A 16221-nucleotide genomic window follows, 5' to 3' on the forward strand; every position below is an offset into this window, starting at 1 on the left:
CTTACCCTTCCTTTGCTATGATACTGAGTTTATCGATGGGAATAATCGCATTGACTAAGTGGCCGACATGGTGAAGTGTGGTACGGGTTAAGGCGAGACAGTCTACCGCGACATTATCATTGAGTATGATGGGAAAAGCCTGATCCATACCAGAGCGGTTGATGGGATTGTCATTGGCATTGGTTGGATTGCCTAGTTTTAACTTAGTTTCAGCGTTAAGTTGCAGTCGTTTAGCCGTATCAGGGTGTAAATAAATAATATTGTCTTTCCAAGGCTTGATAGAGGCTAATGCGGTCGCGTAACTGGCTTTATTACTGCCCCCATGCCAAGTGAGGCGAACAACTTGAACACTGTCTTTATTGGTATCGATAGAGACTTGATTGGCTTCGGCGCGACCTTCAAATTGAGTATGTAAATTTAAGCATTGACAGCCATTATAGTGGAGTTCATTTAACCCTGTTAGTGTCTCTATATTATTATGTTGCTGTTCATAGAAATTATTGGCTGAAATCCCTATCAATGCGGTGGCCAAGTTAACGGCAGTGAGAGTCCCAGCTCGCTGATAGGCATGATTAAAACCTTGAATGCGCCCTTCATAATTAATGCTGATCCCGCGACGTTCAGACCAAGTGGCGTGCGGTAATATCACATCGGCAATCTGTAGTGTAGGCGAATTCACATTATCAAAAACAATTAGTTGTTTGATGTGTTCTCTTGCCGGTAGCCAATCGGCCGCACCGAAGCCGAAAGGATCGGCTCCGCAAACCATTAAGGTATCTATTTCTTTTTTCCTGACGGCATCGAGTAGCTGCTTTGACGGATATTGAGCGCTTATCATGGCTGAGCCAGTGGCATTGGCACCATTGAGTGCAAAGCCTAGTTGTACCGTGAGTTGTTTATTTTCGAAGGCTTGACATAAATCATGTAGGGCGTGCATGGAGGCAATATCCATTTCAACGGCAACGCCAAGGATAATAATACGTTTTCCCGTGTCCAGATTGGCAAATAAATTGGGTCCCATTTCTTCTGCTTCATGCGAAGCATCAAAGCTACTAATAATCTGAGCCCAGTTTTTGGGCGCGGCTTGATGAATTTGATCGGGGTGCTGTTTACGGACGATATCTGCCAGTAAAGTGGGTGAGGCGTGCAGCATATGCACCGTTTTTCCCGCTTTAATTAATTGACGTACGGCCAAGTCCATCATAGGGGCCGTCTCAGTTAATGCGCCAACGATAATGGCACCATCAGCCGTTTCAATATCCGTTAATGAGGGTGTGTTACGACTGAGTGCTAACGCCGCTGCGGTACGATCTTCTGTTTGGGGCATGACAAAAGGGCTAAAGAGTCCGTTGAAATGCTCTGCAATGTTGGCGAGGGCATAATGGCAGGATACATCTTCATCAGGACTGCTTAATATCCCTATTCTACCCGCTGATTTTGTGAGTATGTCTTTGATGTGATCGAGTGCTTTTTGATTATCAACCACGACGCCATTTATTTGGGCCGATAAAGGCCTGTCATTGGCTTCACTGAAATGTTCTCCGAAACGGCCTCTGTCACAGATGAAGTGGGCATTCACTTTAGTATTTGGAAAAGGGTGGACGCGGCGTAAGCTATTGTCTCTGCCACCAGGTTCTGTATGGCAACCGACAGAGCAATGGCCACATATGGATTCGTTTTTTTCTAGTTGCCATGTGCGGCTAAATTTACGCCTGAAGACTTTATCGGTAAAGGTACCTGTTGGGCAGACATCGATTAAATTCCCCGAAAAAGGGCTGTCAAAGTGGCCTTCTTCAGAGCGTCTAAACGTCGTTCTATTGCCTGAGGCATACACGCCAAAATCGTCCCCTAATGCATAATCTTGATAGAAGCGAGTACAGCGATAGCAGGTAATACAACGATTAGCCGTATTATAAATTAACGGGCCCATGGGTTGATCCATGTAAGTGCGCTTGGCACCTTTAAAGCGTCGATAAGTGTGATGAGAAAGAATGGTCATATCTTGTAATTGACAATCGCCCGCTTCATCGCAAACGGGGCAGTCATGGGGGTGGCGAGTCATGTAATATTCAACCACGCCTTGACGCACATGATCGCCTATGCCTTTATTTAAACGGTATCGCTGACCATCTTGTGCAGCTTGTAAGCAAGTCACCACGAGTCTTGAGTTTTCTCCTTCTTTGGTGGGCTCTAGCTCCATGGTACACATGCGGCAAGCCCCGGCCGATCCCAGAGCTTCGTGATAGCAAAAGTAAGGGGCATTAATGCCCGCTTTTAATGCAGCTTGTAAGACATTTTGTCCGGGTTCGAAGTTGACTTCTTGATCATCAATATAGAACTTGCCCATTAGCAATCAACCTTATTATTTATCGCGTCAGTTGAGGGCGTGTGTGAAGGGTGAGTGCAACCGTGATTGTCGATATGCTGGTGGAACAGTGTTTCGAACTTATCCATGCCTGATTTTATTGGCATTAACGCTCCCGGCGCGAAAGCACAAAAAGTATTAGGGTAAATGATGTCGCATAACTCACGTAAGGTATCAATGTCAGTCATGTCTGCTTCACCCGTTTCAAATTTTTCTAATTGATATTTAACAAAAGGTAGACCATCACGGCAGGGGGTGCAAAATCCACAAGACTCTCGGGTGAAAAATTGCATGAGATTAATCATAAAATCGATTGGGCAAAGGCTATCATCCATGACGATGATCCCGCCTGTTCCTAATCGGGCGCCAACGGTAGGCGGACCATCCCAATGCATGGGAATGTCCAAATCTTTGGGTAACATAAACTGGGTTGAGGCGCCGCCGGGAAGAAAACCAATTAATTCTCTTCCTTCCAATAATCCGCCCGCATGTTCATAAATAATTTCTCTTGCGGTGGTCCCTAAGGGGAGTTCAAAAAAGCCTGGGTTTTTAACGGGTCCGGATACTTGAAAAATGTGGCTTCCATACGCGCCATTGGTGCCTTGATTTTGAAACCACTCTATCCCTTTATGTAAAATGAAGGGCACATGGCAAATGGTTTCAACATTATTGACAATAGTCGGGCTTCCCCAGAGTCCTTTAGCAATAGGGAAAGGTGGCTTAGCTCTTGGGTTGGCACGGTAGCCTTCAATGGCATTGAGTAGGGCGGTTTCTTCACCGCAAATATAACGCCCAGCACTTAAGTGCACATCAATCTCAAGGTTCCAGCCGGAATTACGAATATTATAACCCAGTAGACCTGCGGCTTTTGCTTCGTTGACTGCGGCTTCTAACCCTTGAGCGCCTTTACGGTACTCGCCTCGAATGAAAATAAAAGCCTTGTCTGCCTCAAGTATATAACTTGAGGCAATGACCCCCTCTATGATGGTATGGGGATCGCGATACAGAACTTGTCTGTCTTTAAAGGAACCGGGCTCAGCTTCATCGAGGTTGACGACTAAATAAACAGGGTGGGGCGCATCGGGGGCTTTAAAGCTCCATTTTAATCCCGTTGAAAATCCGGCTCCTCCACAGCCACGCAACCCTGAATTTTTGAGTGTGGCCAATAATTCTTTTCGCGGCTGTCCAATAATACTGTCTAAAGAACGATATCCTCCCGCTTGTTGATATTCATCGATATTAAGAGGGTGCGGATGATGAAAATTACGACTGAGAATTTTATCCATTAGCTGTTATTTTCCCGTCCTGACGTGGCGATAATGTTTGAACCGCTACCTTTGTTATTCAGATCGTGTGGCTTTTCGCTGAGTTTGTTTAAATACTCATTGATAGAATGTACATTTAAATTTTCGACTTCATCCATTTCATTTAATAAGGCCGCGGGGGCTTTATTACACAAACCTAAGCAAATACTCGGCAGTACGGTGACTGAACCGTCTTTACTGATCTCTCCAATGGGGACGCCTGTTTGTTTAATGGCGGCATCTAAGATGGCTTTACTGCCCATGACATGGCAAGAGATACTGTCACAGATCCTAAGCACATTACGCCCAATGGGTCGGCGCCTTAATAGGGTGTAAAAAGAGATGAGCTCTTCTTGTTGTGTTTTAGACAGTCCGGTGAGCTCTGTGACTATTTCGATACCTTTATCATTGATATGGCCTACTTTATCTTGTACGGCATAGAGACAGTAAATCGCCCCAGCACGGGGCTCAGGATAATGGTTTACATGTTGTTTTAAGTGCGTCAACTCATCTGGTGTGAACATAGAAGCATCCTTTTTTATTTTTAATTCATCGGTCCAGATCTGATAAAACATAGTCGATGGAGCTAATGTAAGCGACTAAATTACCTATTTGTTCACCTTCACATACGGCTTTAACAGATTGAAAGTGAGGGATCGAAGGGGTTCTCACTCGAAGGCGATAGGGACTGGATTTACCTTCACTAAAGATATGATAGCCAGTCATTCCTTTAGAGGTTTCGGTGGCAAAGAAAGTCTCGCCTTTTGGCATGTTAAGCCCCCGGCCAGTATCGATAAAATGATGAATTAAGGTTTCAATATCTTGTAATGTGTTTTGTTTACGAGGAAAGGCATAATCATTGCAGTCCATGTCCTGAACGGGTCCAATAGGCATGACTGTTAACCTAGCGATCGCTTGCCTGATGATTTTTAACGTTTCAGTGATTTCTTGTAGGCGAATGTCGATACGAGTGAAGCAGTCATTATGTTGAGCGGTGGGGATGTTAAAATCATAAGTGTCATAATCGCAATAAGGTCGTGTGCGGCGAAGATCCCATGCAAGCCCTGATGCGCGTAGATTGGGTCCGGTAAAACCCCAATCGATGGCTTGTTCTCGGCTGATAATGCCAATATCTCGAGTACGATTTTGAAAAATAAGACTTTTGATAGTCAGTTTTTCTAATTCAGGTAAACATTGTTCCATGCTATCGCAGGCTTTTTGGGCTAATACTTGCCAGCCGTCGGGCATATCTTGGCTGACACCTCCGACTCGAAAAAAAGCCGGATGCATGCGAGCTCCGGTGACAAGCTCGATGAAATCAAAAATTTCTTCACGTACTTTAAAACAATAAAAAGCAGGGCTAATGGCCCCTAAGTCATGGCCAAAGCTACCTATCCAAACGAGATGACTCGAGAGACGAAAAAATTCTGTGAGCATGACTCGAATGACAGTCGCACGTTCAGGGACATGGCTACCAATGAGTTGTTCAATGGCTAAGAGGTAGGGGAGTTCTCCTGCAACACCGCCTAAATAATCAACGCGATCGGTATAGGGGATGTAATTATGGTAAGTATGTCGTTCAGCTAATTTTTCAACGCCTCTATGGTGGTACCCTATTTCGGGGGTAATTTCGAGTAACGTCTCTCCGCGAAGTTTTGTCATTAGACGAACAATACCGTGGGTTCCAGGATGATTCGGGCCGATATTGAGCAGCATGGTATCTTCTTCATCAGGCCGTCGATTATCGGGAATTTGATAGCTTTCCATTATGTTGGCGTAATCTTCACTATCAAGATCAAACGGAGGAGGCATTTTGGTGGCATAAAAAGAGTAATCTTTGCGTAAGGGATGTCCTTGCCAATATTCGGGCATTAATAATCGGGTGAGATTAGGATGATCCGAAAAAGTGAGGCCAAACATGTCCCAAATCTCGCGCTCATACCAGTTAGCCGATGGCCAAATTGACGTGATACTCGGTATTGTTTGCGCGTCGTCTTTCAAATAAACGCGAATGCAAATATCACGGTTAGCGGTTAAAGAGATTAGATGGTAAAACACACAATAGCCATCATCTGAGCGTTCAGATTCATCAATAGCGGAGATATCAAATAGCATTTCGTATTTGACTGGAGATTGCCCTTTGAGGTATTTGAGTATAGGAATGAGATCGGCAATGGCGACCTTAAAACTGGGTAGGTTAGCGGATACCGAGAGAATGAGCTCAGCATTAAAATCTTCGAGTAAGCTGAGTTCTAAAGAGTGTTGTTGTTTTTTATCAGTGTTTGTTTTCATCTGGCTTTATTTCTCAATTAAGGCGCTAGGGCAAATGATTTTTTATACTGAAAGGTCCCGCCTGCTAATGATGTTTATATTTATTGTACTGATACCACTCATTCAACAATGAGACCTAAGGGTTTTCTGTCTCGAGTGAAAATGCTTTTAGGATTATTTTGTACATGATCTTGGAGTAGATTAAGTCCTTGCAGTAGTGCTTCAGGATGTGGAGGACAGCCTGGCACATAGATATCGACAGGGATAAAGGTATCGAGTCCTTGTACAACACTGTAGATGTCATACATACCGCCAGAATTGGAACAAGAGCCCATGGATATCACCCATTTAGGTTCTAACATTTGTTCGTGTAGGCGTTTTATTAAGGGGGCGACTTTACAAAAAATGGTGCCAGAGGTAATCAATACATCGCTCTGTCTTGGTGAGCCTCGAATAACTTCAGCGCCAAAGCGAGACATATCATAACGGGATGTCATGGCTGACATCATTTCAACAAAACAACAAGAGGTGCCAAAATTATAGGGCCATAAAGAGGACTTTCGACTCCAAGCGATAACATTATCTAATTCGGCTAATACTGTTCCCATCGCCCCATTTTTAGTGGGTGAGGGGGGGGATTGTTTATCTAATGGGCTAAGATCTTGGTGAATGGGAATATTTTTACTCATATTGATAAGGCTCTTTTGGCTAATAGGTAAAATAGACCGAGTAATAAAATAATCATGAAACTGACGGCTGAAATCATTCCTCCCATGCCCAACTCCCAGTAATTTACCGCCCATGGCCACAATATGGCGGTTTCGAGTTCGAAAATAAGGAAGGCACTTGCCACTAAAAAATAATTGATAGAAAGAGATTTGGATGGGCTTGTCGTGGGGTTGAGTCCGCACTCAAACGGCACTTCTTGTTCGCGAGGCAAAGGTTTGCCTGCGATAAGTCTATTGAGCGAAAGCAAGAGTATGGCAATGGCCATAGCAACAATCGCAAAAATCAATAAAAAGATCTCTGGGGTCGAATGAGTCATGGACAAGGCCGTTTTGGGAGCATTCTCATATTCCAACTGTAGAACATAGAGTGTTAAAGCGCACTTTCCAAATGTGTTTTTATCATCATTATCATGAATAGATATGTTCAATACGACTATTTTACACATCTTAATGTGTCAATATGGTTCTTGAATTGTTATTTAAAGAACACAATTATGATAAGGTTTAGTCGTAAAGGATTGAGTTTAATCTGATGAAGAAAGCTGTTAATGGAAAGAAAATAGCTCTTCTAATGAAGATTAACTCTGTTCAATATCAGGAATAAAAGTAAAAAAATGGATGATATATAATGAAAAAAATGTTTTTAATGACCATGCTTGTCGGCTGTTTTTCGGTGCAAGCCGATGAAGGAATGTGGCAGCCTTATCAATTACCCGCTATGGCTGATGAGTTAAAGGCAAAGGGATTGGAAATCGATGCAGAGAATATTTCAACTCTCACTGAATACCCCATGAATGCTGTTATTAGCTTAGGAGGATGCACAGCATCTTTTGTTTCTCCAAAAGGTTTGGTGGTGACCAATCATCACTGTGCTTATGGTTCAATACAATATAATTCTACACCCGAGAATAATCTGCTTAAAAACGGCTTTTTAGCTAAAACGTATCAAGATGAGCTTGCGGCGACACCTGGATCGCGTGTTTATGTCACTGAATCTGCGGTTGAAGTGACGGATAAGATTAAACATGGACTCATGGAGCTAAAAGGGAAGGCTTTTTATCAAGGTATTGAGCAAAGAGAAAAAGCATTAATTTCAGCCTGTGAAATAGATAAAAGCTATCGCTGTCAAGTGTATAGCTTTCATGGTGGTTTAGAATATTACTTAGTCAAGCAATTGGCTATACGCGATGTGCGTTTAGTTTATAATCCTGCAGCCAGTGTGGGTAAATATGGCGGAGACATTGATAACTGGATGTGGCCTCGCCATACTGGCGATTTTTCATTTTATCGAGCTTATGTCTCTAAAGACGGTAAGCCTGCCGATTTCAGTGTGGATAATGTTCCCTATGAGCCTAAAAGTTTCTTAAAAGTGTCAGCGAAAGGCGTTAGTAAAGATGATTTTGTGATGGTGGCGGGTTATCCCGGAAGAACGAATAGATACCGTACGGCTAATGAGATCCAAAATACGTTTGAGTGGTCTTATCCTGAAGCTAAAATGCTGAGGGAGCGTTTTATCGATATTATTAAGCAAACGGCACCATCTGGCACGGATGAGCGTATTAAATATGAAAGCTTGATTGCGGGACTGGCAAATTATGCCAAAAACTACACTTCTATGATTGAGTTTTATGGCAAGTCAGGGATGTTAGCGGATAAAGAGCAAGGTGAGCAAGCGTTGTCGACTTGGATTAAAGTGGATGCGAAAAACAATGCGACTTTTTCTGATAGTCTAACTCAATTAGATGCTTTGGTTGTTGAGTCTCAAGAAAATCAAGCTCGTAAGATGATCCTTGGGTATATGGATTATACCGCTATGGTGCCTACGGCTCGTCAGCTTTATCGTTTAGCGAATGAGAAAAAATTAGCGGATATCGATAGGGAGCCGGGTTATCAATTGCGTGATATACCTGAATTTAAATCTCAGTTAGAGCGTATTGATCGCCGCTATGCAGCCAGTGTAGACAAAGCATTATTATTTGATTTATTACAGCGCTATTCACAATTACCTGAAAATGAACATATTAGCGCATTGGATACGTTTTTTGGCATAAAAGCGGGTTTTGATGCTAAATCGGTTCAGCAAACGCTGGATAATATGTATGCAAAAACACAATTGGGAGATGAAGCCACCCGCTTATCTTGGATGAATAAATCGATTGATGAGTTTAAAGCATCGAACGATCCTTTTATTCAATTTGCCGTTGCTATGTATGAAAGTGATATGACGCAGGAGAGTAAAGAAAAACAATTAACGGGTGAATTAATGAAAGTACGTCCCCAATATATGGCGGCATTGATTGCTTATTACCGTGCCCAAGGTAAGCCTATTTATGCAGATGCAAATTCTAGTTTACGAGTGAGCGTGGGTTATGTTAAAGGTTATTCTCCAGAAGATGGGTTATATGCTGAGCCTTTTACTCGTTTAGAAGGGATTGTACAAAAAAATACTGGGATTGCCCCCTTTGATGCACCAGAGAAAGAGTTAGCGCTTATTAAGAAAAAGCAGTACGGTGACTTTTATGTTGAGGCGGTCAATTCGGTTCCGGTTAATTTCTTATCAACATTAGATACCACCGGCGGAAATTCAGGTTCTCCGACGTTAAATGGCCGCGCTGAATTAGTCGGGCTGTTATTTGATGGTGTTTATGAAAGTATCATAGGTGATTGGAATTATAACCCTCAGAATAATAGGTCAATTCAAGTTGATAGTCGCTATATGCTATGGGTGATGAAGTACGTGGACAATGCTGATAATTTGTTGGCTGAAATGGATATTGTGCACTAATTCAATGTCAAGAATAAAGGAGTGAGAAGATTGACTCACTCCTTTTTACTGTGAGTCAGATTTGTTTAAGGAGAGCAAGTTAGTGAGACAGCTTCTTTCTTCTTGGGTTAATTGTCTTTTTTCACCTTCAGGTAAATTCCCCAAAGATAGCCCTTGTATTGAGACCCTTTTTAAATCGATAACATGATAGCCTAATGCTTGTGACATACGGCGAATTTGACGATTAAGTCCTTGCGTTAAAATAATTTCAAACTTTGTGGAGTCGAGTCTATTTATTTGACAGGGTAAGGTTACGATGCCTTTATAATGCACACCACTGGCCATAGATATTATAAAGGCATCGTTAAAGGGCTTGCTGAGTTGCACATGATAGGCTTTTTTATGCCCAAAATCGGGATGTGAAAGTTGATGTGTTAACGCACCATCATTGGTTAATAATAATAATCCTCTGGAGTCTTTATCAAGCCGGCCAACGGGATAGAGGCGAGGGGATGTAGGTAAAAGGTGCAGTAAACTATTCGGATCGTCTTTAAGTAAACGTGAGTCCGTGCCGACCGCTTTATGAAACAACCAATAGCTTTTTGTTTCAATATTTGGGATGGCTTGATTATCACATAAAATAACATCATCTATTAATGGTGCTTTTTTAGGATCGTTTTGCTTAATGAGTATCACTGCATCAGTATGATTAGCTAATCTCGCATTAAACATTATTCGCCCATCTCGTATATATCGAGTGGCGGCTCGCCTAGAACATAACCCTGTCATGGCAAGATATTGAGCTAACCTTATTTTCACTTAAATGCCTCTATTATAAATCATGACCGATTGGGGATTGAGTGCTTGTTTTTATGATGTGTTTAACACTGAAACCTAAAGAAAAACACCACGCGAGTAAGATGACAGGCCTTAGCCATACCATGAGTAAAATCCAACAGGCTTGTTCATTTGAATGCTTGCATGACGGAAAAGTTAGCGCTTGCCAATTGAGACTTAACAGTAAAATTAAGGCTACAATAAATCCGATACCACTGAAAAAGAGTACTGGATAGGTACATAAATAGGAATGACTAGAGCGGGCCGTAAGGGTAAAGAAGTAAAGCATTAAGGTGCTTAATAAATAACTGAATGTCGCTATATGGTGTAACTGTAAATAGTTTACCGGAAATATACCCATAAAAAAGAGCGAGATCCCAAGCCATGCGCCAGCCAGAGAAATTAATAAGCTAATATGACTGAGCTTGATAAAGTAAAGTGCCAACATGGCAATGAGAATAAAAAAGCCTGCCAACATGAGGGCTATATTGTAGATAAAAGCGTAAGGAGAGTGAGAGTAGTTGCCCAGTAAATCAGAGCGATAAAAGAAAACGGATGAACCATTGGACTGGTATTGTGCCCATAATGCAATGCTGATCCCACAGAAAATACACACAGCGCCGATGATAAGCATATACATGAGAAAACGGTGGAGGTCATACTGTAATGGTTGAAGTGGATTGACATTATTCATCTGGTGATTATTTTCCAAATATAACGCGTAAAGAAGTGCATACAATGCACTTCTTTACTTTGGTTTAATGATTCGTAGTGGGTCTGATTTTGAAAATTGATTAGATTCTTTTACGAAAGATAACAATAGTGACAGCAACCACGGCTAAGATCATGCAATACCATGCGTGTGTCACTACTTCTAATGGTGATAAAGCAAAAATAGAGGCTGCCAGTAAAGCTTGGGCACCGTATGGAATAATACCTTGAACGATACAAGAAAAAATATCTAATATACTGGCAGAACGCTTTGGACTGACGCCATGTTTATTGGCTAAATCTTTTGCGATGTCGCCAGTGACAACAATCGAAACAGTATTATTGGCAACACAGGCATTTGTTGCTGTTACTATGCTGGCTATTCCGAGTTCTGATGCTCGGCGTGATCGTCCGTCTTTTGACTTAGAGAAACGTGCAATGAGGGATTCAATTTTTAAACTGATAAAGATGAGCCCACCTTGTTGCTGCATCAGTGCAGCGAGTCCACCAACAAGCATCGATAAGATAAAGATCTCTTGCATGTTACTAAAACCGGTATAGATATCTTGCCCGAATTGAATGACAGAGTAATCCATCGTCAAGAGGCCTGCCATCCCAGCCAGTATGATCCCGACGGTAAGGACTAAGAAGACATTTAAGCCCATAACAGCAAGAACGAGGATCGTCAAATAAGGGATGACTTTAATAAAATCTATTTCTTGAGGTGTGACTTGAGCTTGCCCTTGGCCTGCAACGATAAATAGGATTAATGTTATTAAAGACGCTGGAATTGCAAAAATTAAGTTTTCTTTAAATTTATCTCGCATCTCACAACCTTGAGTCCGTGTGGCTGCGATGGTGGTATCAGAAATGATCGATAGGTTGTCTCCAAATAATGCTCCTGAGATCACTGCCCCAGCCATTAAAGGTAACTCAATATGGGCTTCATTGGCCACGCCGAGTGCAATAGGCGCAACAGCTGCAATGGTACCCATTGATGTGCCCATTGCCGTCGCAATAAAAGCGGCAATAACAAAAAAACCAGGCAAGAGTAAGTTGGAAGGGACTAAAGATAAACCTAAAGCAACGGTTGCATCGACGCCTCCCGTTGCTTTAGCGACAGCAGCAAATGCGCCAGCCAATAAATAAATAATACACATAGCGATAATGTTGCTGTGGCCAATGCCCGCTAAAAAGGTGTTGATTGATTGATTGAGTTTTTGTTTGGAAATGATGATGGCAAAAATAATCGCGGGTAATATGGCGACGACACTGGGTAACTGGTAAAAGGCAAATTCAACGCCTTGGCTTTGAAAATAGACACCTGCACCAATAAACAGGCTGAGAAATAGAAACAGTGGCAGTAATGCGATAAAGGATGGAGTAGACTTATTGTCTGAGATCTGTGTTGAAGTTGTCAATGTTAGTACTCTTCTATATGGTGCATTGACTACTGGACTGAGAAAGGTTGTTATCTCTGACACTAGCAGACTAATGACGCTAAATGACTGTCTTATTTTGGTCAGGATATGCAATTGTGATACAGCTGTCAATTTAGACGTCTAGATGTTTTTACTGCTAAATAGGCTGTATATTAAAATTCAGACTTAACAATATGATAAATAATTATTTATTGACTCATATAAAACAACATTAATTTGTAGTTTAATGAATTTATGTCGTAGTCATATCGTGGGTTTTAATTATGATTAGTGTCTATTCATCATCAAGTAATGCTTATTGCGTACAAGCCAATGTGAAAATGCAAAGTGGGGTTTGCATTTTCAAAGTGTTTAGATATGTATAATTGGCGTGGATATATTGTGCTTACCTATCAATTAAACATTAATTGAATTTGCCCTGAGGCTTCGACATTTACGGTACTAGTGCCACCTTTGACGACAGGGGTTGATAATGCCATTTCAGATTTCATCAGAGTACGTGGATAGGAAGCGTGCTGATTACCTGTATTGATATTGACTGTAACTATTTGAAAGTCACTGGCGCCCATATTTTTTTGAATGAGTTCCGCTTGTTGTTTAAATTGGTTCAATGCATCAACAGAAAGTTGGTTTTGTGTTTCTTGCCTGACAAATGGGCTAATTTCAAATCCGATGGCGGTAATATTGAGCTTATTTTGTAACTGGCCGATTTCTTGCGTTAATGAAGGCATATTTTTACTGGTTAATTCGAGCTGTTGTGATGTTTTCCAAGCAACAATTTGTTGATCTTTATAAATAGGGCGTGTTTGATAATTTGTCGTTGCATATTTTATCTCATCGGTTTTACTGAGCGATTTTAATGCTGAAGCCATTTGTTTATTGACTTTATCATTAGCTTGAGCAGCATCTTGAGATTGACTCGAGGCTAAGAGAGTGACTTTCATTATATCATTGCTGACGTCTGTTCTTGCTATGGTGGATATATGGTACAGGTTGTAATTTAAAGGCTCTGCGATAACCGATGTTGAGGTTATGATGCATATAGTGGAAAGTAAACGAAGGTGTTTTTTCATGTTTAATGCCTTATTTAATACGAGATTATCTGTTGGACTGTATTTAATACTAGCAGTTCTTGAAAATGAAAAATAAGGTGCCCAAAATGACATGGCTCTTTAGTACTTACGAGTATAAAAGATGGGCATGGAGTAACATGCCCATCTTTAAGCTAAAAGGGACATTAGCGGTTAAAAAGCAAAACTTGATAAGGCTGTTTCGATAATGTCTTCAGCAATGATACTGTGGGTCTTAGTTGTAGGATGTGTTACTCCCCAGAAAAGATAGCTATCAGAGCCATAAGTTGAACAATCGGAACGTAATGCATGAGTTTGTAAGTAATCAATTGATGAGCTGCGATTTATATCTAAACATGAGTCTGTTGCGTTACGTAGACCGTAGTTTTCGGGGGATTCAATGATATTGTCAAATAATGTACTGGTATCATAGAGGACAAAATTAAACCCTTGTGCCTGATAGCTGGCAACTTCAGTTTCAATAAATTCATTGAATTCGATGAGTTTCTCACGGATTTCTTCGGTTGTGCCATCGGTATTATATTTAAACTGAGGCGCCTGTGTGGCATCAGGTAAATTAAGAATTACCATGTTTTCAATACCATTTTCAACCAATGTTTCAAGCGCATCAGTGAAATCAGCACTTACATCGGCAACAGTGCGATCATCATTAACAAAATCGTTTAAACCGAATTCAAATGTGACTAAGGTGTCTTTAGGGTCATAATTTTTAGATAATTGCATATATTCTAAGTAAGATTCGATTTGTCCGCCTATTCCAGTTAATACCACATAGGCATCCTCTCCTTCAGCGCCACCAATAGCCCAAGTGTATACGGGTAAGTCTTTATGTTCGGCGAGATATTCTGTCCATATGAGTCCATTGGAAAAGTGCCCTAAAAACCATGAGTGATCATTTGGAAATATCCATTGGGAACCATTATAAATATTACCCGTATCAGAAATACTGTCACCAAAGCTAACGAGCTTATTAATTTTGCTATTATCATCATCATTTTCACTTATATCATTTGTCCAAATAGTATGATTATAAGAAAAGCGCGAGTCAGCGGCAAAAAAAGTAATATCGGCGGCTTCAAAATCGGTGTCTAAGGTTTTTTCACAGCGTTCTTCAATGGTGTTAGTTGTTGTTTCTGTGTAAAACATGTTTTTCCACGAGGTACTAGAGTACCAATAACCTGAGAGCTTATAATAGCTCCCATCATCATTTAATGCCCATTCCCAATCAGTAGCTGATTGATCATGATTATCATGAGGTCGATACCAGCACCTAACATAAGTAATCGTTTCATCATCTTGTAGTTTTTCGATTTTTTTATCAGATAATTCAGTGTAGTCAGCATACGTAAACATAGGCAGCACTAATGCCGCTAATAAAGAATATTTTTTCATTGTTCATTCCAATTGTTGTTACTCAGAGCGTTATTATTGTTGTTGCAACGTATTTTTAATTCATTGCTTTGCACCCCTGTTGTTAGGGTGCCTGATGTATTTGTTGATCAATTGAGGTTGCTTGGCAATAACTAATTAACAATATTCATATTTAACTAAATTAACAGGTGCTAATGTTCTGCATTTGTTTCCTAGGATGCTTATGTTGTTAATCATTGGTTGCTTAGATGTTGATATTGACTTCAATCAAAGATCCTTGGGCTTTTATTGCTTTTTTGAGTAGGATTATTGTCAGTTGAGGATGTTGAAGAAGATGAATTATTATCGATATCATTTAATCCTGCTAAATTAAATATATTATCGATTGATTCCTGACCATCTTTAAACTACTCTTTTAACAGTTCAGGAAGTGGTAAACGACCCCAATCGAATACACTTTATAAGTAAGAATGAAATAGTGCTATGAGGTTCGTTTATTTTAAAGTAATTTAAAATGATATATAGCTGTTTAAAAGCTTGTTCTCTATTTGTGATTGAACTTAATTCATATAAGTTTGAGTTGTTTCCATTTATGTTTTTGTTGTCGGAGAATGAGGGGGGAGTTTGTCGATTCATGAATATCTTCTTCATCTGATATATCAGCAATAAATATTATTGCATCTTTAGCTTCTTTAATCTCTTGAATGGTATATTCTATTGAGGGTGTGTATGTAGATGTTTCTCATTACATCGAGAAACAATGAGGTTTTTAATTTGTTGATTGAACATATGTTTGTTGTTGTTTTTTCGTATTAAATATTTTGCATTTTATATTTGATCTTTTTATTTTGAGTGCTACTTTTTTAAAGTTCTATTTTTGTATTACCTTTAATAATTAAATTTAAATTATAAATGACGTTTATCGATTACTGTTCGAGCTAGCTCTTCGTTGGATCACTTTTCGTTCAAAACATCCAAAGTACTCCCCAGAAGCTCAAGAGAAATTAAAAAAAGTTAGCATTTAATACCATTATTCATATACCTGTTCATGTTGGATTACAATATGTGGATTATTGGTTTCAAGATGAAGCTCGCATAGGTCAACAAAATACCACGACAAGAATATGGGCAACTAAAGGATCGAGAACACAGGTTGTCATAGCGCAGCAATTTGAATCTGTACATCTATATGGCGCAGTATGCCCCAGGGCGGGATCGCACTTTGCTAACAAAGATTGAATCTGCTGAATTACTGTGATCTAATCGCACCTCACTTTCTGAGAGGTAACCCAATGACCCTGATCGAACACCTTACCGTTGTTGAAGAAACCCGTTCT

Annotated in this window: 11 protein-coding genes and 2 pseudogenes; 2 read left to right on the forward strand and 11 right to left on the reverse strand. The window is 40.5% G+C overall.

Going from position 1 to position 16221, the window contains the following annotated elements; genetic code table 11:
- Window position 1: 1 nt before the first annotated feature.
- The 6 genes and pseudogenes from L2764_RS06260 to L2764_RS06285 all read right to left on the reverse strand — a co-directional run bounded on the left by L2764_RS06260 (window position 2) and on the right by L2764_RS06285 (window position 6985).
- A complete protein-coding gene (locus tag L2764_RS06260; RefSeq protein WP_248939374.1) occupies window positions 2-2347 on the reverse strand; it encodes a molybdopterin-dependent oxidoreductase in 2346 nt (781 codons plus the stop codon).
- Window positions 2347-3651, reverse strand: coding sequence for an NADH-quinone oxidoreductase subunit NuoF (gene nuoF, locus L2764_RS06265; protein ID WP_248939375.1), 1305 nt, complete (start codon window positions 3649-3651; stop codon window positions 2347-2349). Before nuoF ends, L2764_RS06260 begins: the two co-directional genes overlap by 1 nt.
- Window positions 3651-4193 (reverse strand): NADH-quinone oxidoreductase subunit NuoE family protein, encoded by a 543-nt coding sequence (locus tag L2764_RS06270; RefSeq protein WP_248939376.1) that lies wholly within the window; start codon window positions 4191-4193, stop codon window positions 3651-3653. The genes nuoF and L2764_RS06270 overlap by 1 nt, the downstream gene beginning before the upstream one ends.
- Before the next feature lie 25 nt (window positions 4194-4218).
- Window positions 4219-5961, reverse strand: coding sequence for an NADH dehydrogenase (quinone) subunit D (gene nuoD / locus L2764_RS06275; protein WP_248939377.1), 1743 nt, complete (start codon window positions 5959-5961; stop codon window positions 4219-4221).
- A gap of 104 nt (window positions 5962-6065) precedes the next feature.
- Window positions 6066-6629 (reverse strand): annotated as a pseudogene (locus L2764_RS06280) (NADH-quinone oxidoreductase subunit B); the annotation flags it as partial.
- Window positions 6626-6985 carry an NADH-quinone oxidoreductase subunit A gene (locus L2764_RS06285; protein ID WP_248939378.1) on the reverse strand — a complete coding sequence of 120 codons (360 nt, stop codon included), beginning with the start codon at window positions 6983-6985 and terminating at the stop codon, window positions 6626-6628. The gene L2764_RS06285 and the pseudogene L2764_RS06280, both read right to left, overlap by 4 nt.
- Window positions 6986-7296: 311 nt before the next feature.
- Here L2764_RS06285 and L2764_RS06290 point away from each other — a divergent pair, with 311 nt between their 5' ends.
- Window positions 7297-9453: a S46 family peptidase gene (locus tag L2764_RS06290; protein WP_248939379.1), complete on the forward strand. Its 2157-nt coding sequence runs from the start codon at window positions 7297-7299 to the stop codon at window positions 9451-9453.
- A gap of 45 nt (window positions 9454-9498) precedes the next feature.
- On the opposite strand, the gene L2764_RS06295 is transcribed toward L2764_RS06290, so the two are convergent.
- The 5 genes from L2764_RS06295 to L2764_RS06315 form a co-directional block, all read right to left on the reverse strand.
- Entirely contained in the window at window positions 9499-10245 is a 747-nt protein-coding gene (locus L2764_RS06295; protein ID WP_248939385.1) for a pseudouridine synthase, read from the reverse strand.
- A 19-nt stretch (window positions 10246-10264) separates the two neighbouring features.
- Window positions 10265-10963 carry a hypothetical protein gene (locus L2764_RS06300; RefSeq protein ID WP_248939380.1) on the reverse strand — a complete coding sequence of 233 codons (699 nt, stop codon included), beginning with the start codon at window positions 10961-10963 and terminating at the stop codon, window positions 10265-10267.
- A 100-nt stretch (window positions 10964-11063) separates the two neighbouring features.
- Window positions 11064-12401 (reverse strand): Na+/H+ antiporter NhaC family protein, encoded by a 1338-nt coding sequence (locus tag L2764_RS06305; RefSeq protein WP_248939381.1) that lies wholly within the window; start codon window positions 12399-12401, stop codon window positions 11064-11066.
- Between the two features lie 413 nt (window positions 12402-12814).
- A complete protein-coding gene (locus L2764_RS06310; RefSeq protein ID WP_248939382.1) occupies window positions 12815-13495 on the reverse strand; it encodes an SIMPL domain-containing protein in 681 nt (226 codons plus the stop codon).
- A 171-nt stretch (window positions 13496-13666) separates the two neighbouring features.
- Window positions 13667-14905 (reverse strand): SGNH/GDSL hydrolase family protein, encoded by a 1239-nt coding sequence (locus L2764_RS06315; RefSeq protein ID WP_248939383.1) that lies wholly within the window; start codon window positions 14903-14905, stop codon window positions 13667-13669.
- An 893-nt stretch (window positions 14906-15798) separates the two neighbouring features.
- Between L2764_RS06315 and L2764_RS06320 the strand changes: the two are divergent.
- Window positions 15799-16102: pseudogene (locus tag L2764_RS06320) on the forward strand (IS630 family transposase); the annotation flags it as partial.
- Between the last annotated feature and the right edge of the window lie 119 nt (window positions 16103-16221).

It is taken from the genome of Shewanella surugensis (assembly GCF_023284005.1).
Lineage (GTDB): Bacteria > Pseudomonadota > Gammaproteobacteria > Enterobacterales > Shewanellaceae > Shewanella > Shewanella surugensis.